13 protein-coding genes and 2 tRNA genes are annotated in these 24,463 nt (G+C 40.6%); 3 read left to right on the top strand and 12 right to left on the bottom strand.

The genetic code is table 11. From position 1 onward, the window contains the following. Positions 1-20 precede the first annotated feature (20 nt). The 11 genes from rpmI to rsgA form a co-directional block, all read right to left on the bottom strand. On the bottom strand, positions 21-218 hold the full coding sequence (gene rpmI / locus L5B71_RS01780; RefSeq protein WP_005596065.1) for a 50S ribosomal protein L35: 198 nt from the start codon (positions 216-218) through the stop codon (positions 21-23). 224 nt (positions 219-442) lie between these two features. Further along, positions 443-985: a translation initiation factor IF-3 gene (infC, locus tag L5B71_RS01775; RefSeq protein WP_265757764.1), complete on the bottom strand. Its 543-nt coding sequence runs from the start codon at positions 983-985 to the stop codon at positions 443-445. Between the two features lie 220 nt (positions 986-1,205). Then, positions 1,206-2,630 carry a dihydrolipoyl dehydrogenase gene (gene lpdA / locus L5B71_RS01770; RefSeq protein ID WP_265756617.1) on the bottom strand — a complete coding sequence of 475 codons (1,425 nt, stop codon included), beginning with the start codon at positions 2,628-2,630 and terminating at the stop codon, positions 1,206-1,208. 86 nt (positions 2,631-2,716) lie between these two features. Next, positions 2,717-4,606: a pyruvate dehydrogenase complex dihydrolipoyllysine-residue acetyltransferase gene (gene aceF / locus L5B71_RS01765; protein ID WP_265756616.1), complete on the bottom strand. Its 1,890-nt coding sequence runs from the start codon at positions 4,604-4,606 to the stop codon at positions 2,717-2,719. Positions 4,607-4,657: 51 nt separating this feature from the next. Beyond that, positions 4,658-7,321, bottom strand: coding sequence for a pyruvate dehydrogenase (acetyl-transferring), homodimeric type (gene aceE / locus L5B71_RS01760; protein ID WP_265756615.1), 2,664 nt, complete (start codon positions 7,319-7,321; stop codon positions 4,658-4,660). Positions 7,322-7,706: 385 nt separating this feature from the next. Beyond that, on the bottom strand, positions 7,707-17,468 hold the full coding sequence (locus L5B71_RS01755; protein WP_265756614.1) for an Ig-like domain-containing protein: 9,762 nt from the start codon (positions 17,466-17,468) through the stop codon (positions 7,707-7,709). Between the two features lie 47 nt (positions 17,469-17,515). Next, positions 17,516-18,412 (bottom strand): OmpA family protein, encoded by an 897-nt coding sequence (locus L5B71_RS01750; protein WP_265756613.1) that lies wholly within the window; start codon positions 18,410-18,412, stop codon positions 17,516-17,518. 491 nt (positions 18,413-18,903) lie between these two features. Further along, the gene (crr, locus tag L5B71_RS01745; RefSeq protein ID WP_265756612.1) at positions 18,904-19,404 is read right to left on the bottom strand and encodes a PTS glucose transporter subunit IIA; all 501 of its coding nucleotides are present in this window, start codon (positions 19,402-19,404) and stop codon (positions 18,904-18,906) included. 62 nt (positions 19,405-19,466) lie between these two features. Further along, positions 19,467-21,194 (bottom strand): phosphoenolpyruvate-protein phosphotransferase PtsI, encoded by a 1,728-nt coding sequence (gene ptsI, locus L5B71_RS01740; RefSeq protein ID WP_265756611.1) that lies wholly within the window; start codon positions 21,192-21,194, stop codon positions 19,467-19,469. A gap of 106 nt (positions 21,195-21,300) precedes the next feature. After that, entirely contained in the window at positions 21,301-21,558 is a 258-nt protein-coding gene (gene ptsH / locus L5B71_RS01735) for a phosphocarrier protein Hpr (protein ID WP_100295592.1), read from the bottom strand. A gap of 222 nt (positions 21,559-21,780) precedes the next feature. Next, positions 21,781-22,839 (bottom strand): small ribosomal subunit biogenesis GTPase RsgA, encoded by a 1,059-nt coding sequence (gene rsgA, locus L5B71_RS01730; protein ID WP_265756610.1) that lies wholly within the window; start codon positions 22,837-22,839, stop codon positions 21,781-21,783. A gap of 80 nt (positions 22,840-22,919) precedes the next feature. Here rsgA and orn point away from each other — a divergent pair, with 80 nt between their 5' ends. The 3 genes from orn (at position 22,920) to L5B71_RS01715 (ending at position 23,764) form a co-directional block, all read left to right on the top strand. Then, positions 22,920-23,468 carry an oligoribonuclease gene (gene orn, locus L5B71_RS01725; protein WP_265756609.1) on the top strand — a complete coding sequence of 183 codons (549 nt, stop codon included), beginning with the start codon at positions 22,920-22,922 and terminating at the stop codon, positions 23,466-23,468. Positions 23,469-23,597: 129 nt separating this feature from the next. Further along, a tRNA-Gly gene (locus L5B71_RS01720) sits at positions 23,598-23,673 on the top strand. 15 nt (positions 23,674-23,688) lie between these two features. Continuing rightward, positions 23,689-23,764 (top strand) — tRNA-Gly (locus L5B71_RS01715). Between the two features lie 116 nt (positions 23,765-23,880). Here the strand turns inward: L5B71_RS01715 and L5B71_RS01710 are convergent. Beyond that, a complete protein-coding gene (locus tag L5B71_RS01710) occupies positions 23,881-24,336 on the bottom strand; it encodes a DUF441 domain-containing protein (RefSeq protein WP_265756608.1) in 456 nt (151 codons plus the stop codon). Positions 24,337-24,463 lie beyond the last annotated feature (127 nt).

Genomic DNA, 24,463 nt, shown 5'->3' with positions numbered 1-24,463 from the left:
TACGCTTTACTTGTTTACGCTTATGCGTATGGCAAGCAGGCTACAACTAAAACTTGGTCTGCTTTCGCAACCATTGATTTATGACGTAGATGACGTTTACGTTTAGTGGTTTTCTTAGTCAAAATATGACGTAAGTGAGATTGTTTACGTTTAAAACCGCCAGAAGCTGTTTTCTTGAAACGCTTCGCAGCACCACGTACTGTTTTGATTTTAGGCATTGTTTAAATAACTCCGCATTGTTTAAGTTTAGGTTGGATAATTAGGCGAATTTATAAAATAAATAATAAATTACTTGTAAAGCACTAATTATTTCTATTAGCTAGCCGAGGCTATCATTCTCAAGGAAATCAGGTTGCGTAGTTTACCTGATTATCACTTCGCTTTCTGCAAGAAAAAGCAGACGAATTCTATAAGATCCATCTGCTTTAAGCAAGAAATAAAATTATTTTTTCTTCGGTGCAATTACCATTACAGCTTGTCGGCCTTCTAATTTGCCTGGTGCTGACTCAATCATTGCAATTTCTGAAGTATCTTCTTTAACACGATCTAGCACATTTAAACCAATATCTTGGTGTGCCATTTCACGTCCACGGAAACGCACAGTAATTTTTACTTTGTCGCCATCTTCCAAGAATCGTAAGATGTTACGTAATTTAACCTGGTAATCACCTTCATCTGTTCCTGGACGGAATTTAATTTCTTTAACTTGAACAACTTTTTGTTTTTTCTTTTGTTCTTTCGCTGCTTTTTCTTTCTCGTATATAAATTTACCATAATTCATAATACGACAAACTGGCGGTTCAGCATTAGGACTAATCTCAACTAAGTCTAGCTCAACCTCATCGGCTTTTGCTAATGCTTCTTGAATAGACACGATACCGAGTTGTTCGCCATCTTTATCTGTTAAACGAACCTCTTTTACACCACGAATCTCATCATTTAAACGATGTGCACGGTTGGTTTGGACACGTTTTACTGTTTTAATAATACAATTCCTTCTAATAAATTAAACTTAAAATCTACTTACATAAAACCTAGAGTAGTATTAATTATGTTAACTTTTACTCTTTCAAGTTTAAGAGTAAAACGCTATGATTCTAATAGATTTTAACTAATAATGCAACGCTGACAAACCGTTAGATAATAAAAAAGCTAAATAAGAAATCTTACTTAGCTTTTTATTTATTATATAATTTGTCTAGAAATTATTTTTTCTTTTTCGCTTTTGGATTTGGCAAATCAGTGATTGAACCTTCAAACACTTCTGCCGCTAAGCCCACAGATTCGTGTAAGGTTGGGTGAGCGTGGATGGTTAATGCAAGATCTTCAGCATCACACCCCATTTCAATGGCAAGCCCAATTTCACCTAGCAATTCACCACCGTTTGTTCCTACAATCGCCCCACCGATAATGCGGTGAGTATCTTTATCAAAGATCAATTTGGTTAAACCATCTGCACAGTCAGAGGCAATAGCACGACCTGAGGCTGCCCAAGGGAATTTCGCCACTTCGTAGTTAATGCCTTCAGCTTTACATTCTTTTTCGGTTTTACCGACCCAAGCCACTTCTGGCTCAGTGTATGCGATAGATGGGATCACTTTCGGATCGAAATAGTGTTTTTGTCCTGCGATAACTTCTGCTGCAACGTGGCCTTCGTGTACGCCTTTGTGAGCAAGCATTGGTTGTCCAACAATATCACCAATCGCGAAAATATGTGGTACGTTGGTACGCATCTGTTTATCTGTATGGATAAAGCCACGATCGTCCACTTCTACGCCAGCTACATTTGCATCGATCAATTTACCATTTGGTGTACGACCGATTGCCACTAACACGGCGTCATAACGGCGAGTTTCATTTGCAGCTTTGCCTTCCATTGACACATAGATACCGTCTTCTTTCGCTTCAACTGCGGTTACTTTGGTTTCAAGTAATAAGTTGAATTTTTTCTCGATACGTTTAGTGTAAATTTGAACAATGTCTTTATCCGCAGCAGGGATCACTTGATCAAACATCTCTACCACATCGATATTCGATCCGAGTGAGTGATATACCGTACCCATTTCAAGACCAATGATACCACCGCCCATAATTAATAGGTTTTGTGGCACCTCTTTTAATTTGAGAGCATCAGTCGAATCCCAAATACGTGGATCTTCGTGTGGAATAAATGGTAATTGAATTGGGCGTGAACCTGCAGCGATAATCGCATTATCAAAATGAATAGTCGTTTCCCCCTCTTCACCTGCAACAATAATCGTGTTAGGCCCTGAGAATTTGCCATAACCGTTTACCACTTGCACTTTACGCATTTTAGCCATTCCAGCTAAACCGCCTGTTAATTGGTTGATTACTTTTTCTTTCCAGCCACGGATTTTGTCAATATCAGTATGAGGCTCACCAAATACAATACCGTGTTCAGCTAAAGATTTTGCTTCCTCAATCACTTTCGCAACGTGCAATAATGCTTTAGATGGGATACATCCCACGTTTAAACATACCCCACCCAGCGTCGAATAGCGCTCAACGATCACAGTGTCCAAGCCTAAATCCGCACAACGGAATGCTGCAGAATAACCTGCAGGGCCAGCACCAAGTACAACAACTTGTGTTTTAATCTCTTTATTCATTTTTTACCTCGTTAAATTATTGCGATTTTTACACCGCACTTTAACTAAACCGCGTTTCCCATTATCAATGAGAAACGCTAAGGAAATTACATTACTAAACGGCGAAGATCGCTTAATACGCCATTGATGAAGGTGATAAATCTTGCACCATCTGCTCCGTCGATCACGCGGTGATCGTAAGAGAGTGATAATGGTAACATTAAGCGTGGGGTGAATTCTTTACCGTTCCACACTGGAGTCATTTCAGATTTAGACACACCTAAAATAGCCACTTCTGGCGCATTCACGATAGGGGTAAATTGTGTACCACCAATACCACCTAGGCTTGAAATGGTGAAACAGCCACCTTGCATATCAGATGCAGTTAATTTACCTGCACGCGCTTTTTTCGAGATTTCCGCTAATTCACGCGAAAGCTCAATGATGCCTTTTTTGTTTACATCTTTAAATACAGGCACAACTAAGCCGTTTGGTGTATCTACCGCTACGCCAATGTTGATGTATTTTTTCAAGATCAAGCTTTGTGCATCTTCAGATAATGAGCTATTAAAGCGTGGGTAAGCTTCTAAGGCTTTCGCTACTGCTTTCATAATAAACACAAGTGGGGTGATTTTTACATCAAGTTTTTGTTTTTCCGCAAGTACGTTTTGCTCTTTACGGAATTGTTCTAAACCAGTGATGTCTGCTTTATCCCATTGTGTAACGTGTGGAATCATCACCCAGTTACGGTGTAAGTTCGCACCAGAGATTTTTTGGATACGACCTAATTCAACTTGTTCTACTTCACCGAATTTGCTGAAGTCTACTTTCGGCCAAGGGAGTAAGCCTAAACCTGCACCATTCGCTGCACCTGTTGATGCTGTTGATACAGAACCGCTTTCTACCGCTTTCACTGCTGCTTTTACATAGGCTTGAACGTCTTCTTTCAGGATACGACCTTTACGACCTGTTCCTTTCACTTTATCTAGGTTTACCCCAAACTCACGGGCTAAACGGCGAACCACAGGCGTTGCGTGAGCAAAACTTGCGCTTGAGGTTACTTCCGCTTGGTTAGCAGATTGAGCTGGTTGTGCTGGCGCAACAGGTGCAGCCGCTTGAGTTTGTGCAGGTGCTGTCGCTGCTGGTTGAGCCGCTGGAGCTACAGGCGCTGAACCTGCCACTTCAAAACGCATAATTAATGAACCAGTTGAAACTTTATCCCCTGATTTCACTAAGATTTCTTTCACTACACCGGCAAACGGTGCTGGCACTTCCATTGAAGCTTTGTCGCCTTCAACGGTGATTAATGATTGCTCTTCAGAAACGCTATCGCCCACAGCAACCATAATTTCAGTAACGTTTACTTCATCACCGCCAATATCTGGAACGTGAACATCTTGTACTCCGCCTGATACTGCTGCAGGTGCGGCTGGCGCTTCAGCAGCTGGTTGAGCTGCTGGCGCTGCGGCAGTGGTTTCAAATTTCATTACTAATGAACCTGTTGAAACTTTATCACCAACTTTGATAAGAATTTCTTTTACCACACCAGCCACAGGCGCAGGCACTTCCATTGAAGCCTTATCGCCTTCTACGTTTAAGATAGATTGCTCTTCTGCAACGCTATCGCCTACGTTTACTAAAATTTCAGTTACGTTTACTTCATCACCACCAATATCTGGAACGTGAATTTCAATCACAGAACCACCCGCACTTTGTGGCGCAGCAGGTGCTGCTTTCTCTTCAGCTGCTGGTGCTGGTGCAGCTGCTGCACCTTCTAAAATAAACATTGGTGTACCAGTTGAAACTTTATCACCAACTTTTACTAATACTTCTTTAATTACACCTGCTTCTGGTGAAGGCACTTCCATTGAGGCTTTATCACCTTCAACATTAATTACGGATTGATCAACTTCAACCGAATCACCAGCTTTTACCATCACTTCAGTAACGGTTACTTCATCGCTACCAATATCTGGAATTTGAATTTCTTTAGCCATTTTCTTTTTTCCTCAAAACTCCCCTCGCCAAAGCAAGAGGAGCGATGTTAATTATGCGTAAAGTGGGTTAATTTTATCTGCATCAATGCCATATTTAGCAATTGCTTGTGCCACAACTTTTTTATCTAGTGTACCTTGTTTAACAAGTTCAGCTAATGCAGCGATCACAACGTAATGTGCATTGACTTCAAAATGCTCGCGTAAGTTTTCGCGACTATCAGAACGACCAAAACCGTCCGTTCCTAAAACGCAATAGCTTTGTGCTGGTACATAAGCACGAACCTGTTCCGCATAAAGCTTAATATAATCTGTCGCAGCTACAGCTGGTGCATCGTTCATCACTTGAGCGATATATGCTGTTTTCGCCTCTGCTTCAGGATGTAATAAGTTCCAACGTTCAGCATCAGCACCATCACGCGCCACTTCAGTAAATGAAGTCACACTATACACATCAGACGTTACACCAAAGTCATCAGCAAGTAATTTTGCTGCATCACGAACGTGGCGTAAAATCGCTCCTGAACCTAATAATTGCACCTTACCTTTACCTTGACCGGTTACTGTTTCAAATTTATAGATACCTTTACGGATACCTTCTTCTGCACCTTTTGGCATTGCTGGTTGATCATAGGTTTCGTTTAAGGTTGTAATGTAGTAGTACACATCTTCTTGCTCTGGGCCATACATACGACGCACACCATCTTGAATAATCACAGCAACTTCAAAAGCAAAAGCTGGATCATAAGAAATACAGTTTGGAATTACCGCTGACTGAATATGGCTATGACCATCTTCGTGTTGTAATCCTTCACCATTTAGTGTTGTACGACCTGATGTTCCACCAATCATAAAGCCGCGTGCACGTTGGTCACCCGCTAGCCACATTAAATCACCAACACGTTGGAAACCAAACATAGAGTAATACACAAAGAATGGAATCATTGGTACATCGTTCGTGCTGTAAGACGTTGCTGCTGCAATCCAAGAGGCAGTTGCACCTTGCTCATTAATCCCCTCTTGCAATACTTGGCCATCAATGGCTTCACGATAATAAGACACTTGTTCGCGATCTTGTGGGGTGTAATTTTGTCCGTGCGGATTATAGATACCAATTTGACGGAATAATCCTTCCATACCGAAAGTACGCGCTTCATCTGCAATAATTGGCACAATGTGTTTGCCCACAGATTTGTTTTTCAATAATACGTTTAATGAACGAACAAACGCCATTGTAGTTGAAATTGGACGAGATTGAGCTTCAAATAATTGCGCAAAATCGTCCAAAGCAGGAACTTCAAGTGCTTGGCTAAAACGGCGAACTCGGGTTGGCAAATAACCATTTAATGCTTCACGGCGTTGGTGTAGATATTTATACTCTTCAGACCCTTCTTCAAATTTGATGTATGGTAATTTTTCGATATCTTCATCAGAAACAGGGATACTGAAACGATCGCGAACGTGTTTAACGCCAGACATATCCATTTTCTTAACTTGGTGAGCAATGTTTTTACCTTCAGCAGCCTCACCCATACCATAACCTTTGATGGTTTTCACTAACAACACAACAGGTTTGTCTTTAACTTGTTTTGCTTTATTAAATGCAGCGAAAACTTTTAATGGATCGTGACCACCACGGTTTAATGCCCAGATTTCATCATCGGTCATTTCTGCCACTAATGCTTCAGTTTCAGGGTAACGACCAAAGAAGTGTTTACGAACATAAGCACCGTCTTTAGCTTTAAATGTTTGATAGTCACCATCAACTACTTCCATCATTAATTGTAATAATTTACCTGATGTATCACGTTGTAATAAACGATCCCAACGGCGTCCCCAAATAACTTTAATCACTTCCCAGCCACAACCATTAAATTGCGCTTCTAATTCTTGAATGATTTTACCATTACCTGTTACAGGGCCATCTAGACGTTGTAAGTTACAGTTGATTACGAAAACAAGGTTATCTAATTTTTCACGCGCAGCAAAAGCAAGCCCACCACGAGATTCCACTTCGTCCATTTCGCCATCACCTAAGAATGCATAAACGGTTTGATCTGTAGTGTCTTTTAAGCCACGGTTATGTAAGTATTTTAAGAAACGTGCTTGATAAATGGCATTCAACGGCCCAAGCCCCATTGATACAGTAGGGAATTGCCAGAACTCAGGCATTAATTTAGGGTGTGGGTAAGAAGAAAGCCCTTTTCCGTGAACTTCTTGACGGAAATTATCTAATTGTTCTTCGGTTAAACGGCCTTCAACAAAAGCACGTGCATAAATCCCCGGAGAAATATGCCCTTGGAAGAAAACTAAATCGCCACCATTTTTTTCGCTACGCGCTTTAAAGAAATGGTTGAAACAAACTTCATAGATAGTTGCAGAAGATTGGAAAGAAGACATATGACCGCCAAGCTCTAAATCTTTTTTAGATGCTCTTAATACCATCATAATCGCATTCCAACGAATCGCACTACGAATACGGCGTTCAAGATCTAAATTACCTGGGTAATTTGGCTCTTCTTCAACGGGAATAGTATTAATATAATCCGTGGTTACCCCTGTTGGCAAGGATACTGCATTTGCACGAGCATGTTGCATTAATTGTTCAATGATAAACTGTGCTCTTTCCACACCTTCTTCACGAATTACTGAATCGATCGCCAATAACCAATCGTTGGTTTCGATCGGATCTACGTCATTTGTCAACATTTCTGACATAGTCTTTTCCTTATTTATTAAGTTAAAATCAAGTTTAATTTTTATGCAAAACTAAACCACTAGAGATTACTAGATACTTATATCTGAGCTATTTTACAACTATTAAAAGGTGTTTACAAACATTTAACAAAAATTATAAAGATTATAAGATTTTTTGAAAAATCCTCCAAATTCCTCCCGCACTTTTGTAGCTACTTATAAGGTAATTTATTTAGCAAAACTGAATGAGCCTTTGATTTAGTTTAAATTGAGAACCTTTTTTGTCAAAACATAACTGGCTACAGAATAATAAGTATAGTTTTGCGATGATTATTGGCTTAGCAATAAGAGAAGCAATAAAAAAGCCCACCGGAGTGGGCTTTTATTACACGAAGATAAATGGTACTTAGATAATTGACACGCTAATATCGGTATCAATATACAAGGTCATACCATTGTAACTATACGCTTGAGCATCATAGGTATGTCCAGACTCCGTTGTATGAGAGGCTGTTCCACCTGCGACCCAACCACTCTTCAGCTGAACTGTGTTACCTGATTCTCCGAAGATATCAATATGATCACTACCCATAATGCCTTTGAAAGAAGCCATATCAGAAGGTGCAGCAACAATCAGTTTATTATTTGAACCAGAAAGATTAATTTCTTCAACATTATAAACTTTGATTGCTTCAGATGCTTCTGGAGTAGATCTACCCGTTGTCAATGATGTTGAGAATAGGATCGCTTTCACATCACTGCCTAACTCTAATAGATCGTGTCCATTACCACCATCAATTACGCTACCGATATTAGCACTAATACCACCATCGACTGTACCTACATTTGCAGAGTTGATTGTAATTGTATCATCACCATCTGCAGTAAAAATCGAGGTGCCAGTTTGCGGCGCAGCAGCACCTTTCCAAGTGCCAACGGTAACCGTATCGTTACCTGCTTCAGTAAAGATATTACCAGAGCTCAAGCTACCAACACTGATGGTATCTTCACCATCACTACCACGAATAGCATAGTCTTTAACATCTCCGTTAACCGTTAAGCTATTTTGCTCAACCGCTCCGGCACTACCACCACTTGCAGCTAAAGTATAAGTATTTGAAGCTGGGTTGGTCGCGATATCTGTTACATCTGCTTTCACCGTATAGGTTTGTGTTGTATCTAAGTTAGCTGAAGTCACATCAAGCGTCCAAGTAAGATCGTTGTGAACTGTCGTTTTACCTGTATGCACAGCAGTACCTGTGCTATTGGTAATCGTTACTGTTACTTCACGACCTGCTTCAACATCTTGTACCGTACCATTCACCGCAGTAATTGGTGCAGGCGTTCTATCAACTGGAGCATCACCCGCTACTTTACCTAGTGCAATCTGTGGGCGACCCAATACATCTTGATACGGTAAGCTATTGTTTCTACTTAACAACCCTAACACTGGTGCTTGCGCTGCATAGTAGTCTTTTGCTTGTGTATTCAAATCAGTATATCTACCATCTAGTCCTAAACTGCTTAGGCTTGAATCACCTGCAATATCTTCACCTAGCGTATCAACATAGACATATGGGCTACGGTTAGCGGTTTTTTCTCCTGTAACCGCACTATCTAATGTAATCGTATCATTACCATTACCAAGTAAGATACTGGTGTTACCACCAATTTGTTTACCTGTGATAGTGTTGTCTCCAGCGGTATCAATAATGGCAACATCACCGACAACGGTATCCGCTAAATTAATAGTATCGTTATTACTTGAGCCTACATATTTTGTATAGCCAGTATTGTCGTAATAACCTTCATTAATATTAGCCACATCGATAGTATTAGCAGCACCTGTTCCTGTTCCTGACGATCCTGTAGAAACACCTGTAATGGTAATTTCGGCTAAATCATCAGCTTTGGCAGTGTCAACATCTTCGACTTTTGTACCTGTGGCACTGGTCGCTTCAGCTTTTACACTTACGCCTGTGTCGTTACCAATACTTGTTCCTGCATCAACAGGCACTGACCATTTACCGTCTGTTACCGTTGCGGTTTTGGTAATGGTTGCCGATGATTCACCATCTTTAGTGACGGTAACGGTAACTTGCTGACCATCTAAGCCGGTAGCTGTACCACTAATGGTGTAGCCAGCGTCTTTATCAGCTTTGGTAATGGTCGCATAGTTATCTGCATCTGTACCAATTGGTTTTTGGCTTTCACCCGCAATGGTATCGATATCAATAGATACTGGCGGCTTATTACCGTTAGTTACGGTTAAAGTACTGTCCGTGGTACCACCTTTGCCATCACTTACGGTATAAGTGATTGGCGGGATCTCACCATAGTAGTCTGCAGCAGGAGTGACCGTATATGTACCATCTGCATTAACAGTTACATTCGCAATGGTTTTACCTGTGCTATCAGTAATTGGCGTTTCCGTGCCGATAGTAATTGGCTTACCGTCCACTGTTGCCCCCGTTACCTTCAAGGTATCACCGTTTGGATCGGTATCGTTCGTTAATACGTTACCTTTTGCAGGGTTAGTGGTTGTACCGTTACCTGTATCCGCTGTGGCTACTGGCTTATCATTCGGATTGTTGTTAGTTACTGTCAGCGTTGCCTCGTTGCTGGTATTGTTCGTGTCTTTACCATCTGTTACCGTATAAGTAATCGTTGGTAAATCACCACGATAGCCAGCTACTGGCGTTACAGTGTAAGTACCGTCAGTATTTACGGTTACGGTTGCAATTTGCTTACCTGTATTATCCGTGATTGCCGTTGCTGTACCTAACGTCAAGTCATCTGGCGTACCATCTCCGTTGGTATCCACTTTCGCGCTCTTCACGGTGAGAGTATCACCATTTATATCACTATCGTTATCCTTCAGGTTACCTATAGCTGGATTAGCTGTGGTTGCTTCATCCGTATCATTTTTCGCCACTGGTGCTGTATTAGGATTCGTATTTTCTACTGTTAACGTGCTGTTCGCCGTACCACCTTTGCCATCGCCCACGGTGTAGCTGATTTCTGGAATCTTGCCTGTGTAGTTTGGCTCTGGGGTAACTGTGTAGCTACCGTCTGAATTTACAGTCACTTTCGCAATGGTCTTACCTGTGCTGTCAGTAATCGGAGTTTCTTCACCAATTGGTATATTTTTACCACCAACCGTTACTTTAGTCACAGTAAGAGTATCACCGTTTGGATCACTATCGTTCGTTAATAGGTTACCTGTTGCTGGTGTACCATTCGAACCGGTTGCTGTATCCGGTTTAGCAGTCGGATTTTCATTTGGTCGCTTATTCGTTACATCAACGGTTGCAGTCGCTGTGTTACCCGCAGTATCGGTAATGGTATAAGTAATGTCTGGCAATTCACCGGTATAGTGTTCTGCTGGAACAACTTTTACATCACCATTTGCGCTAACAGTTACTTTACCAATTTCTTTGCCATCTTTCATAATTGGAGTTTCAGTACCAATCACGAGATCATCAGGCGTACCGTCGCCATCGGTATCCACTTTAGCTGCTGTTACCGTAAGCGTGTCATTTTCAGGATCTGTATCATTTGTTAATACATTTACTGTGTTACCTGTTGCCTCAGTAACATCTAACGGATCATCAACTGCGTTTGGCGCAAGATTACTTGGACGAGATTTATCTATATCTGTCGCAACATTACCTGCTTGATCTTTCACAGTTGCAGTAAAGGTGTATCGACCATCTTGTTCAAGCTGATCGGTTACCGTAGTTGTCCAACTTCCGTTTGCATCAACAGTTGCAGTATAACTACCTACTTGTGTACCGTCTTCTTTGGTGACAACAAGGGTAAGCTCTTGACCTTGCTCAACACCGGTGGTGGTGCCAGAAACGACTGTATCAGTTTTTGTTTGTGGAATTACCGCATATGGTGTTTCATTTGGCTCTGTTGATGTTGCAGGCTCTGCATCACCACCAATGTTGGTAATATTGATATTTGCAACGGTATCAACAGTTGATTTAGCTGGTTCAGACAGTTCGCTGTCTAAACCACTTTTGTTCGTGATTTTCGCAGTTACGACTAATTCACCACCATTTGCTGGTACATCTTCCGTTGGTACTGGTACATCTACATAACCTTTAGTGATGTCTTCATCGGTTAATGTTTTAACGAAGTCTGGCTCACCATCACCATCTGTATCTACTTTCAGTATATCACCTGCTTTTGCTGGGTGATCACTTGGATATTTTTCGCTACCTGGTAAAGTTACTTTAGCTACTACGCCATCTGAAACTTCTTTAGCGTTCAATAGATCATCACCACCATCTACAATAGTAACTTTTGGTGCATCAGTCAGTGGATATTTAGCTGTGTCGCGATCTTCTGGGCCTTCGTTACCCGCTTCGTCTGTACCACGTGCTGTAACGTCTGAACCATCTTTCACGACATCTTCTGGAATCGTCACTACACCTGTATCTGGATCTACGGTTACACCTGGGTTATCACCTGGGTTGGTAATCGTCCATTTTCCATCGTCACCTTTCTCTGTAACGATAGTATGTGGTTGATCATTTTCATCTACATACTCTGTGGTCACTTTCTTGATGTCTTCATCTTTCGGTGGATTCACAGCTACGCTGCCATCATCATTCGCCACAACATCTGGTGCATTCGGTGATACGGTGTCTACCGCTGGCTTATCTGATTTCGGTTGCGTTTTGTCTGTATCTGGCTCACCAGTGTTACCTGCTTCATCGGTTGCAACGGCTGTTACTGGTTTGTCATCTTGTACTTTATCTTCTGGAATGGTTACCACTCCAGTATTCGGATCAATGCTTACCCCTGGATTGTCTCCTGGATTGCTGATTGTCCAGTTTCCGGCTGGGTCTTTTTCTGCCACGATCGTTTTATCTGTGCCATCTTCCCCTGGGTACGTGATTTCCACTTTTGTTGTATCTGGATCTACTGGTGGTTCAATCGTTACTGAACCATCTGGTTGTGCCACAACATCTGGTTTACCTGGTGCGGTAGTATCCACTGTAGCCGTATCACTCACTTTCGGGCTATCTACGCCATCTGGATTCGTGATTTTAGCGGTAACTTTTAACGTACCACCACTTGCTGGAATGTCTTCCGCTGGCACTGGTACATTTACGCTACCATTTGCGATATCTTCTGGTGTCAATACTTTTTCAAAGTCTGGTTCTCCATCACCATCGGTATCTACTTTTAAGGTATCGCCTGGTTGAGCATCATTTGGTAAGCCAACTTTTGCTACCACGCCATCTGACACTTCTTTACCATTTAATACTTCGTCACCACCATCTTGAATTTCAACCGTTGGGGCGCCACGACCTGGCTCTTTGCCTGTCATATCAATTGGGGTTTCCGCATTGTCGGTATCCGTACCTGTATTGCCAGCTTCATCTGTTGCTGTTGCTTTTACTGGTGTGTCATCTTTTACTTTGTCTTCTGGAATGGTTACTGTACCTGTAGACGGATCAACGGTTACACCTGGGTTATCTTGTGGATTGGTGATTTCCCATGTGCCATCTGGTTGTTTTTCAACTGTGATGGTTTTGTCATTGCCATCTGGATCTTTGTATTCTACGTCTACTTTTGTCGTATCTGGATCGATAGGCGTGATTGTTACTGTACCATCTTGGTTAGCTTCTACATCTGGTTTAGGTGCTGTGGTATCTACCAATGAAGTATCGTTACCTTTCGGGCTGTCTAAACCACTTTGGTTAGTAATTTTAGCCGTCACTTCTAATGTACCACCGCTCGCAGGAACATCTTCCGTTGGTACGTTGATGTTTACATAACCATTTGTAATGTCTTCAGGGGTCAATGTGTGAACTACATCTGGCTCACCATCTCCATCCGTATCTACTTTCAGTACATCACCTGGTTTTGCTGGGTTATCTTTTGGTAAGGTTACTTTCGCTACCACGCCAGCATCCACTTCGTCACCATTTAATACGCCATCGTTACCATCTTGGATTTCAACAATTGGCGCACCGCGTGCAGGGTCTTTCACTGTGTCGCGATCTTCTGGACCTTCGTTACCCGCTTCGTCTGTACCACGCGCTGTAACATCTGAACCATCTTTCACGACATCTTCTGGAATGGTCACTACACCTGTATCTGGATCTACGGTTACACCTGGGTTATCACCTGGGTTGGTAATCGTCCATTTTCCATCGTCACCTTTTTCTGTCACGATAGTATGTGGTTGATCATTTTCATCTACATACTCTGTGGTCACTTTCTTGATGTCTTCATCTTTTGGTGGATTCACAGCTACGCTGCCATCATCATTCGCCACAACATCTGGCGCATTCGGTGATACGGTATCTACCGCTGGCTTATCTGATTTAGGTTGCGTTTTGTCTGTATCTGGCTCACCAGTGTTGCCTGCTTCGTCGGTTGCAACGGCTGTTACTGGTTTGTCATCTTGTACTTTATCTTCTGGAATGGTCACCACTCCAGTATTCGGATCAATGCTTACCCCTGGATTGTCTCCTGGATTGCTGATTGTCCAGTTTCCGGCTGGGTCTTTTTCTGCCACGATAGTTTTATCTGTGCCATCTTCCCCTGGGTACGTGATTTCCACTTTTGTTGTATCTGGATCTACTGGTGGTTCAATCGTTACTGAACCATCTGGTTGTGCCACAACATCTGGTTTACCTGGTGCGGTAGTATCCACTGTAGTGGTATCACTCACTTTCGGGCTATCTACGCCATCTGGATTCGTGATTTTAGCGGTAACTTTTAACGTACCACCACTTGCTGGAATGTCTTCCGCTGGCACTGATACATTTACGCTACCATTTGCGATATCTTCTGGTGTCAATACTTTTTCAAAGTCTGGTTCACCATCACCATCGGTATCTACTTTTAAGGTATCGCCTGGTTGAGCATCATTTGGTAAGCCAACTTTTGCTACCACGCCATCTGACACTTCTTTACCATTTAATACTTCGTCACCACCATCTTGAATTTCAACCGTTGGGGCGCCACGACCTGGCTCTTTGCCTGTCATATCAATTGGGGTTTCCGCATTGTCGGTATCCGTACCTGTATTGCCAGCTTCATCTGTTGCTGTTGCTTTTACTGGTGTGTCATCTTTTACTTTGTCTTCTGGAATGGTTACTGTACCTGTAGACGGATCAACGGTTACACCTGGGTTATCTTGTGGATTGGTGATTTCCCATGTGCCATCTGGTTGTTTTTCAACTGTGATGGTTTTGTCATTGCCGTCTGGATCTTTGTATTCTACGTCTACTTTTGTCGTATCTGGATCGATAGGCGTGATTGTTACTGTACCATCTTGGTTAGCTTCTACATCTGGTTTAGGTGCTGTGGTATCTACTAATGAGGTATCGTTACCTTTCGGGCTGTCTAAACCACTTTGGTTAGTAATTTTAGCCGTCACTTCTAATGTACCACCGCTTGCAGGAACATCTTCCGTTGGTACGTTGATGTTTACATAACCATTTGTAATGTCTTCAGGGGTCAATGTGTGAACTACATCTGGCTCACCATCTCCATCCGTATCTACTTTCAGTACATCACCTGGTTTCGCTGGGTTATCTTTTGGTAAGGTTACTTTCGCTACCACGCCTGCATCCACTTCGTCACCATTTAATACGCCATCGTTACCATCTTGGATTTCAACAATTGGCGCACCACGTGCAGGGTCTTTCACTGTGTCGCGATCTTCTGGGCCTTCGTTACCCGCTTCGTCTGTACCACGTGCTGTAACTTCTGAACCATCTTTCACGACATCTTCTGGAATGGTCACTACACCTGTATCTGGATCTACGGTTACACCTGGGTTATCACCTGGGTTGGTAATCGTCCATTTTCCATCATCACCTTTCTCTGTAACGATAGTATGTGGTTGATCATTTTCATCTACATACTCTGTGGTCACTTTCTTGATGTCTTCATCTTTCGGTGGATTCACAGCTACGCTGCCATCATCATTCGCCACAACATCTGGTGCATTCGGCGATACGATATCTACCGCTGGCTTATCTGATTTCGGTTGCGTTTTGTCTGTATCTGGCTCACCAGTGTTACCTGCTTCATCGGTTGCAACGGCTGTTACTGGTTTGTCATCTTGTACTTTATCTTCTGGAATGGTTACCACTCCAGTATTCGGATCAATGCTTACCCCTGGATTGTCTCCTGGATTGCTGATTGTCCAGTTTCCGGCTGGGTCTTTTTCTGCCACGATCGTTTTATCTGTGCCATCTTCCCCTGGGTACGTGATTTCCACTTTTGTTGTATCTGGATCTACTGGTGGTTCAATCGTTACTGAACCATCTGGTTGTGCCACAACATCTGGTTTACCTGGTGCGGTAGTATCCACTGTAGCCGTATCACTCACTTTCGGGCTATCTACGCCATCTGGATTCGTGATTTTAGCGGTAACTTTTAACGTACCACCACTTGCTGGAATGTCTTCCGCTGGCACTGGTACATTTACGCTACCATTTGCGATATCTTCTGGTGTCAATACTTTTTCAAAGTCTGGTTCTCCATCACCATCGGTATCTACTTTTAAGGTATCGCCTGGTTGAGCATCATTTGGTAAGCCAACTTTTGCTACCACGCCATCTGACACTTCTTTACCATTTAATACTTCGTCACCACCATCTTGAATTTCAACCGTTGGGGCGCCACGACCTGGCTCTTTGCCTGTCATATCAATTGGGGTTTCCGCATTGTCGGTATCCGTACCTGTATTGCCAGCTTCATCTGTTGCTGTTGCTTTTACTGGTGTGTCATCTTTTACTTTGTCTTCTGGAATGGTTACTGTACCTGTAGACGGATCAACGGTTACACCTGGGTTATCTTGTGGATTGGTGATTTCCCATGTGCCATCTGGTTGTTTTTCAACTGTGATGGTTTTGTCATTGCCGTCTGGATCTTTGTATTCTACGTCTACTTTTGTCGTATCTGGATCGATAGGCGTGATTGTTACTGTACCATCTTGGTTAGCTTCTACGTCTGGTTTAGGTGCTGTGGTATCTACCAATGAAGTATCGTTACCTTTCGGGCTGTCTAAACCATCTGGAGTAGATACTTTTGCAGTAACTTCTAATGTACCACCACTCTTAGGTAATTTGTTGTTTGGAATATCAACAGTTACTTTTCCATCAGCAATATCTTGTGCAGTTAATGGCTTCTCAATATCAGGAATACCATCACCGTCAACGTCAACTTTCAATACATAACCTGGTTTTACACCTTTTGGTAATGTAATGACCGCTTGCACACCATCATTAATTTCTTTTTCACCAAGTAAGTTGTCGCCACCATCTTGAATTTCAACAATTGGTGCATCTTTTACTGGTGGGTATTTTACGGTATCGGTGTCTGATGGACCTTCGTTACCTGCTCCATCTGTTCCACGTGCGGTAACATCTGAACCATCTTTCACTTTATCTTCTGGAATGGTTACCACACCAGTATTTGGATCAATCGTTACACCTGGATTATCACTTGGGTTAGTAATCGTCCATTTTCCATCACTGCCTTTTTCTGCCACGATAGTATGTGATTGGTCATTTTCATCAACATATTCGGTTGTGACTTTTTTCGTATCTGCATCTCTCGGTGGATTAATCACTACGCTACCGTCATCGTTTGCAATAACATCAGGTGCTGTTGGTGGAGTCGTATCTTTACTACTTTTACCACCATGTGCCAATGCAATTCCACCAAGTGCTAGCGGGATTAAACCTAATAACCACCACGGACTAAATGCCCATAACGCGCCAATCGGTTCGCCACCTAATGCTTGCCCTGCTGATGTTTGATCAGCAAGCTCTGTTACTGCATCCGCTTTTAAGGTGCTTTCTGGCACATAAGGGTAAATGTTGCCATTTTCATGTAAACCAACAAGCAAGCTAGTATCCGCTGCTTGGCCATTTTCATCATAATAATCTTTGATGATTAAATCTGGACTTTCAATATCTGAACCTTCAAACGCGATTTTTAAATCTTTTCCATCACGTTTAATCATAATATTTTCAGGACCAAAGCCTGTTTGGTCATCAATTAACTGATAATTGACTTTGCCTTTCGCGCTCACTTCTACCGCTTGCTTTTTGCCCGCTGTAATATTAATTGTTTCTAGCGTTTGCTTCGCATCATTAATCTTTAATGTGATTTGTTTTGTCATTACTTTTTTACCTTTAAACTCTTAAATTGCTTAGATGATGTATCTCATTATTCTTGTGTTCCGTGTACAACAATGCTTACACGACGATTTGGTTGGTTACACATTTGGCGTGCTTTGGCATTTTTCGGATGTAATTCACGGCAATTTGCAATAAGTAATTCCGTTTCTCCACGCCCTTCCGCTTTAATTAGACGACCATCAATGCCACCAGCAGTAAGCGCTCTTTTCACGGTGTCTGCACGTTTTGTCGATAATTTTAGGTTGTATGCGTCATTACCTTCTGGGTCGGTATGGCCTACAACAACAATATCAGCAATCTTATCTAGATTTTGTTTAATGTCTGCTGCCACTTCGGCAATTTCTTGTTTACCTTTTGGTAGCATATTTTGATAATCTGCACGGTTAAATTTGAATAGGGCAGAGGCCTCTAGATTGTATTTTTTTAACACTTTAGGACAAGATTTTAAGTGGTCCACACGAGCTAAGGTATGGGTTTGCTCTGGCAACCCTTTTAATTCTTCTTTCGCTTGTTCTGGTGCGACAGCTTGTAAAGCTGGTCTTCCATTGTGGGAAACCACTTTAAAGAATGACACCGCATTGACAGGTAAATCATAATATGTACCGTCTTTTGCTTTTTCACGATAACCTGGGTCTTGGTGAGTAAACTCCGCATATAAACGTTGATTTTCGGCACAAACCGTCTCTTGACGGTAGGCATTTGGTTGTAAAGAAGCCAAATATTCGCCATTGATATAAGTATTAACTGTCGGTCCTTCAATCGCCCCATCTTGACGATAAATAACGACGGATGAACGTCCTTCAGGGACAACATCCGTATAGGCAACAGATTTTGTATTCTGCCAATGTAACTTTTGAGCGCTACATCCCGCCATTACAGCTACAGATAAAATAGCTAAAGATAATTTCCCGTATTTAAATGTCATAAAAAACTCCATCATGGTTACTCTAAAAAAGACTTAGAGTGGATATTAAAATAAAATGTAAAATGAGAGTTACCCATTTTGGATGGGCAATTAAACTACAAATGAGCCTAATTATCAAGCATATTTGTCCTAATTTTAATTTGAAGTCTAATGCAATATTCATCGCCATAAGGGTAATTAATTTAAAATTTACCGTTAGTTATGATAAAAAATAATGATGTAAATATAATCAAAGGCTTAGTGATATCTCATAGTTAAGCTTATATGATACGATTAACATCAGTATTTTTATTATAAAATCGACCTTATTGTAAGGATAAAATTTAGCAAACACAGAAAAGAAAATCCTGATAATCAACTAAAATTGGGAGCTAATAGGAAAAGAATCGCCCACTTAGTTTCCTAAAAAGGGAAGTGGGCGATTCTATATAATGGGAAAATTAAAATTACACTAAAAGGAATGAAGCTGTGTTTACTAGCTCAAAAATAGTTTATTTTTTTACCACAAGAACAACAGATTCACCAGCTATAACCTGCCCTGTTTTCTTATCAATATGGCTAATTTCATCCATATTAGAAATAACAACTGGAGTTAACACAGATTTAGCTTTAGCTTCTAATAATTCTAAGTCTAGTTCAATAATCGTGTCACCACGTTTTACCGTTTGCCCTTCTTGGGCTATACGTCTGAATCCCTCACTCTTTAACTCAACGGTATCAATACCAAAGTGAACGAATAATTCCACACCATCAGTAGATTCAATTGAAAAGGCGTGATTAGTTTCAAAGATTTTGCCTACAATACCATCAACAGGTGCAACAAGCTTGTTACCTGCTGGGCGAATTGCAATACCATCACCAACAATTTTTTCTGAGAAAACAACATCTGGTACATCTTCAATGTTCACAATATCACCTGAAAGCGGTGCATAAATCTCTACTTCAACGGTTTTATTGCTTTTTGAACCAAATAATTTATCAAAAAAACCCATTTTTAGTCTCCTACTAAGTGAATATTTGGGCTATTTTAGCCCAAAACTTGAGTAATTGGTATCTACTTTAACGCATTTTCTGCTAAAAAGTCTGCAACCAATTTTTCAATATCTGCTGCTGTTGGCTGCTCTAGGGCTTTATCCGCAAGCAATTTTGCATCTTGATAGTTTACATTGCGGATTAATTTTTTGATTCTTGGTACTGAAATTGCACTCATACTAAACTCGTCTAAACCCATACCAAGTAACAATAAGGTTGCCCTTTCATCACCTGCTAATTCACCACACATCCCTGTCCATTTACCTTCGGCGTGAGAAGCATCAATCACCTGCTTAATTAAATTCAATACAGATGGTGTCATTGGATTATATAAATGAGAAATTAACTCGTTTCCGCGATCCACTGCCAGAGTATATTGGGTTAAGTCGTTCGTACCAATACTGAAGAAATCCACTTCTTTCGCTAAGAACTTCGCATTCACTGCCGCTGATGGGGTTTCCACCATCACACCAACTTGAATATTTTCATCAAAAGCCTTGCCTTCATTGCGTAACTGGTCTTTTAATAGCGCAATTTCTTCTTTTAAGGTGCGAATTTCTTCCACTGAAATAATCATTGGGAACATGACCGCTAATTTACCAAAAGCTGAAGCTCTTAATACCGCTCTTAGTTGCGCATGTAAAATTTCTTTACGATCTAATGCAATACGAATTGCACGCCAGCCTAAGAATGGATTCATTTCTTTTGGTAGATTTAAATAAGGTAATTCTTTATCTCCACCAATATCCATCGTTCTTAATACCACCAAACGGCCATTCATCGCTTCAACCACTTCTTTATACGCAATAAATTGCTCTTCTTCTGTTGGAAGTTGATCGCGATCCATAAATAAGAATTCAGTACGGTATAAACCTACGCCTTCGGCACCGTTACGATCTGCCCCTTCCACATCACGAATAGTACCAATATTAGCGACAACATCTACACGATGTCCGTCTAAAGTCAACGCAGGTAAGTCTTTCAATTTAGCTAATTCTGCTTTTTCTTCAGCTAATTGTGCTTCTAGCGCTTTTAAGCGATCAACTTCTTCTTGGCTTGGATTTACATAAACACGATTATTAACCGCATCAAGAATTAAGAAATCGCCCGTATTTACTTGTTGAGTAACGGTGTTTGTTCCCACAATCGCTGGCAATTCTAATGAACGCGCCATAATTGATGTATGAGAAGTTCTTCCACCAATATCAGTAATAAAGCCAAGTACTTTATCAAGATTAAGCTGTGCTGTTTCTGATGGGGTTAAATCATACGCGACAAGCACAACCTCTTCATTAATCTCGCCAAGATCAACAATATGCATACCTAATATATTCTTAATTAAGCGATTACCAATATCGTGAATATCCCCTGCACGCTCTTTTAAATACTCATCATCAATTTCTGACAACATTGCTACTTGCTGATCAATAATTGTGCTTGAAGCAACAGCTGCATTCACTTTATTAGAACGTAAATAATCAATGATTTCTTCTTCTAATTCCTCATCTTCCAAAATCATTAAATGACCTTCAAAGATAGCGGCCTTTTCTTCTCCTAATGAAGCATAAGCTCTATCTTTAATTGCAGTTAATTGCTCAACAGCAGCATTACGCCCTTCATAAAAACGTGCTACCTCAGCTTCAACTTGATCGTCTTGAATTTTTTGCGTATCAAGTACGATTTTTTCTTCTTTTAAAACAAGTGCTTTACCGAAAACAATGCCAGGGGATGCTGGAATACCTGAAATCATAGTGACCTTCCGAACTAATAATTAAATTTGGCTATAACATAAATAGAATAATAGCCACAACCATATAAATACACGATTAAAAATAAGGTTTGTGGCTAAAATATAATTATTCTAAAGTAGGAATTAAAGCGACTAAATGATCCACTGCTTTTTGTTCATCTTCTCCTTCTGCAGAGATAGTAATCACAGTTCCTTGTGTCAAGCCTAAAGTTTGCAATTTAAAAAGACTTTTCGCACTTGCACTTTTTCCACCAGAAGTTACTGTGATATCAGAAGCAAAAGCTTTGGCTTCTTTTACAAACTGAGCTGCTGGGCGAGTATGTAAACCATTCGGTGCAATAATCTCAACATCTTTTGAATACATAGTAAAATCCTCTTAATAAATTGTTTAAATAAATGTCATTTTAAAATCAAACAGCAAGTGTACGCTATCTAAATTTTAGTATTTATTTCATTGCTAAAAATAAATCTAGAGATAGTATTAAACTTAACACAACAATAATCAACCCTAATCAATGTAAAATTTGAACTACATCACAAAAAAAACTTTGAAACGTTGTTTTTTTATACGGTTATTAACCTTTATTTAACCATTGATATGTGTAAAAAAGTGTCTACCTTTCTTGCTTGAAGATAAACTTTCAATCAAATTATGGTAATTTTTAAATCTAACTGGATCTATCTTTCCCGCTTCTACTGCAGCCCGTAACGCACAACCAGGGTCATTTAAATGCTTACAATCTCTAAATTTGCAAGTACCAAGTAAATACCGAAATTCTTTATAGCCTTTAGTTATTTGATTTTCATCTAAATGCCATAGACCGAACTCTCGAATACCAGGTGAGTCAATTAAGTCGCCCCCATCTGATAAATGATAAAGGCGAGATGATGTGGTGGTATGCTTTCCTAATCCAGAGCTTTCATTAATTTCTCCGACTTGGGCATCAACTTCAGGTAAAATTCGATTAATTAAACTGGATTTACCAACGCCTGACTGCCCAACAAAAATTGATGTTCCTTCAGATAAAAGCGTAGTAAAATTCTGCATATTTTCGCCTAGTTTAGCGGAGATCATCAAAGTTTGATATCCTATTTTTTGGTAGATTGCTAATTTTTTTTGCACTTCTAGTCGCTGTTCTTTAGAAAGCAAATCCACTTTATTAACCACGATCACCGCTGGAATATTGGCATTCTCACACACCACTAAATAGCGATCAATAATATTCAATGAAAGCTCTGGTAAAATAGATGAAACAATGATAATTCGATCAATGTTAGCAGCAATAACTTTTAAACCATCATAATAATCAGGGCGTGCAATTTCATTTTTACGCGGATGAATCGCCTCAATCACACCGCTCACTCCTTGTAATTGTTCACTGCCTTTACGCCACAGCACTTTGTCCCCAACGACCAAATTCGCTAACGTGCGACGTAAATTACAGCGAAAAATTTCACCTTGTGCATTTTCCACATCGGCGTGCAAAGAATAGCGGGTTACTACGGTACCTTCTTGGGTTGGTCCAAGCATTTCATCTTGCCACTGAATATCATCACTTTTTCTTGACTTATGACGTTGTAGTGTTTTCGCGTTGTTAGAATGAATTCTACGCTGCTGGTTATAAGTTAATTTTTTCTTGCTCAAAGATAAATCCTTAAAGTGCGGTTGGTTTTCGGTTAAAATATGCTGAACTCATTAAAATAAAACGCACATAGGATACCTTAATGCAATTAGATAAACAAAATCTTATTTGGATTGACTTAGAGATGACAGGCTTAGACCCAGAAAAAGAACGTATTATTGAAATCGCTACCATTGTAACAGATAAAGATCTCAATATTCTTGCAGAAGGCCCTGTGCTTGCCATTCATCAGCCCGATAACTTACTGGTCAAAATGAATGATTGGTGTCAGAAGACTCACAGCGAAAATGGCTTAATTGAACGTGTAAAACAAAGTAAGCTGAGTGAACGTGCGGCGGAATTACAAACCCTAGATTTCTTAAAAAAATGGGTGCCTAAAGGCACATCGCCGATATGTGGCAACAGCGTAGCACAAGATAAACGCTTTTTATTCAAATATATGCCAGATCTGGCAAATTATTTTCATTATCGCCACCTTGATGTCAGCACCTTAAAAGAGCTGGCATCACGCTGGCATCCCGAAATGTTAAAAGGCTTTAGTAAGAAAAATACCCACCTTGCTTTAGATGACATTCGCGAATCCATTGCAGAATTAGCTTATTATCGTGAACATTTTATCAAAATGCCTTAGCTGGTTTGCAAAGAAGTAAGAAAAATGTGGATTTCTGATCAATAACTAAACAAGCAATCAAATTTTTTATAATTTTACTTGCGGGCGTAAAAAATTTTCGTATAATACGCCCCATTCCTTATGGAATATGCGGGAATAGCTCAGTTGGTAGAGCACGACCTTGCCAAGGTCGGGGTCGCGAGTTCGAGCCTCGTTTCCCGCTCCAATCTCCTTATTTATTGCGGGAATAGCTCAGTTGGTAGAGCACAACCTTGCCAAGGTTGGGGTCGCGAGTTCGAGCCTCGTTTCCCGCTCCAATCGTCTTATTGCATTTTTATCTCTTGACTACCTTCTTTCTGATATATTTTTCTCTTATCTGTTTTAAATTTATAGCATAAAACAAAGTATTGCCATAATGTAGCTAAGAAAATATTTAACCGCTCTTCCCTAAGAATAGGGATAAAATTCCTGCAGCAATTAAAGGACCAACAGGTATGCCTCCTAAAAAGGCAACACCTAAAATGGTGCCAACTAACAATCCTGTAAGTAATATGGGTTGCGCGCCCATTAGGTTTACACCTCGTCCACCAAACCAGGCAACCAGCATACCCACGGCAATAGCTAAAAACATTTTCCAGTTCAATAAGGTGCCAATATTAGGTAACGGAATTTTACCAGAAATAATCGGGCTAAGTACGCCAATGGTGAGAATAATAATACCAACATTTAAGCCGTATTTTTCCATAAAAGGAATATATTTAGCCAAAAAGGTTTGTTGCATTAACAGCAAAATCGTAGCCGAAATGGTGATTGAACTGTTGTTACCTAGCACGCCAAGCAAAATTAAAATCACCAGTAGCAAGGCGATTGCGTTAAATTGTAATGACATCATTGCCTCAAAAATTCTCAGAAAAAGCACCGCACTTTTAATGTGTGTCAGATGAGCAGATTATACTCTTTTTATTTGTCTAATTCACAAAAAATAAGGCTCATTATGAGCCTTATTAATGATTTCA

The organism is Avibacterium sp. 21-586 (assembly GCF_026226775.1).
Lineage (GTDB): Bacteria > Pseudomonadota > Gammaproteobacteria > Enterobacterales > Pasteurellaceae > Avibacterium.
This window is presented reverse-complemented; position numbering and strand designations above follow the sequence as displayed.

What these genes read in the sequence shown, in the direction of transcription:
- ptsH (WP_100295592.1), bottom strand. Translation starts at nt 21,558, where the DNA reads ATGTATTCAAAAGATGTTGAGATTATTGCACCGAATGGTTTACATACT.
- orn (WP_265756609.1), top strand. Translation starts at nt 22,920, where the DNA reads ATGCAATTAGATAAACAAAATCTTATTTGGATTGACTTAGAGATGACA.
- lpdA (WP_265756617.1), bottom strand. Translation starts at nt 2,630, where the DNA reads ATGAATAAAGAGATTAAAACACAAGTTGTTGTACTTGGTGCTGGCCCT.
- crr (WP_265756612.1), bottom strand. Translation starts at nt 19,404, where the DNA reads ATGGGTTTTTTTGATAAATTATTTGGTTCAAAAAGCAATAAAACCGTT.
- L5B71_RS01755 (WP_265756614.1), bottom strand. Translation starts at nt 17,468, where the DNA reads ATGACAAAACAAATCACATTAAAGATTAATGATGCGAAGCAAACGCTA.
- ptsI (WP_265756611.1), bottom strand. Translation starts at nt 21,194, where the DNA reads ATGATTTCAGGTATTCCAGCATCCCCTGGCATTGTTTTCGGTAAAGCA.
- L5B71_RS01710 (WP_265756608.1), bottom strand. Translation starts at nt 24,336, where the DNA reads ATGTCATTACAATTTAACGCAATCGCCTTGCTACTGGTGATTTTAATT.
- L5B71_RS01750 (WP_265756613.1), bottom strand. Translation starts at nt 18,412, where the DNA reads ATGACATTTAAATACGGGAAATTATCTTTAGCTATTTTATCTGTAGCT.
- aceF (WP_265756616.1), bottom strand. Translation starts at nt 4,606, where the DNA reads ATGGCTAAAGAAATTCAAATTCCAGATATTGGTAGCGATGAAGTAACC.
- aceE (WP_265756615.1), bottom strand. Translation starts at nt 7,321, where the DNA reads ATGTCAGAAATGTTGACAAATGACGTAGATCCGATCGAAACCAACGAT.
- rpmI (WP_005596065.1), bottom strand. Translation starts at nt 218, where the DNA reads ATGCCTAAAATCAAAACAGTACGTGGTGCTGCGAAGCGTTTCAAGAAA.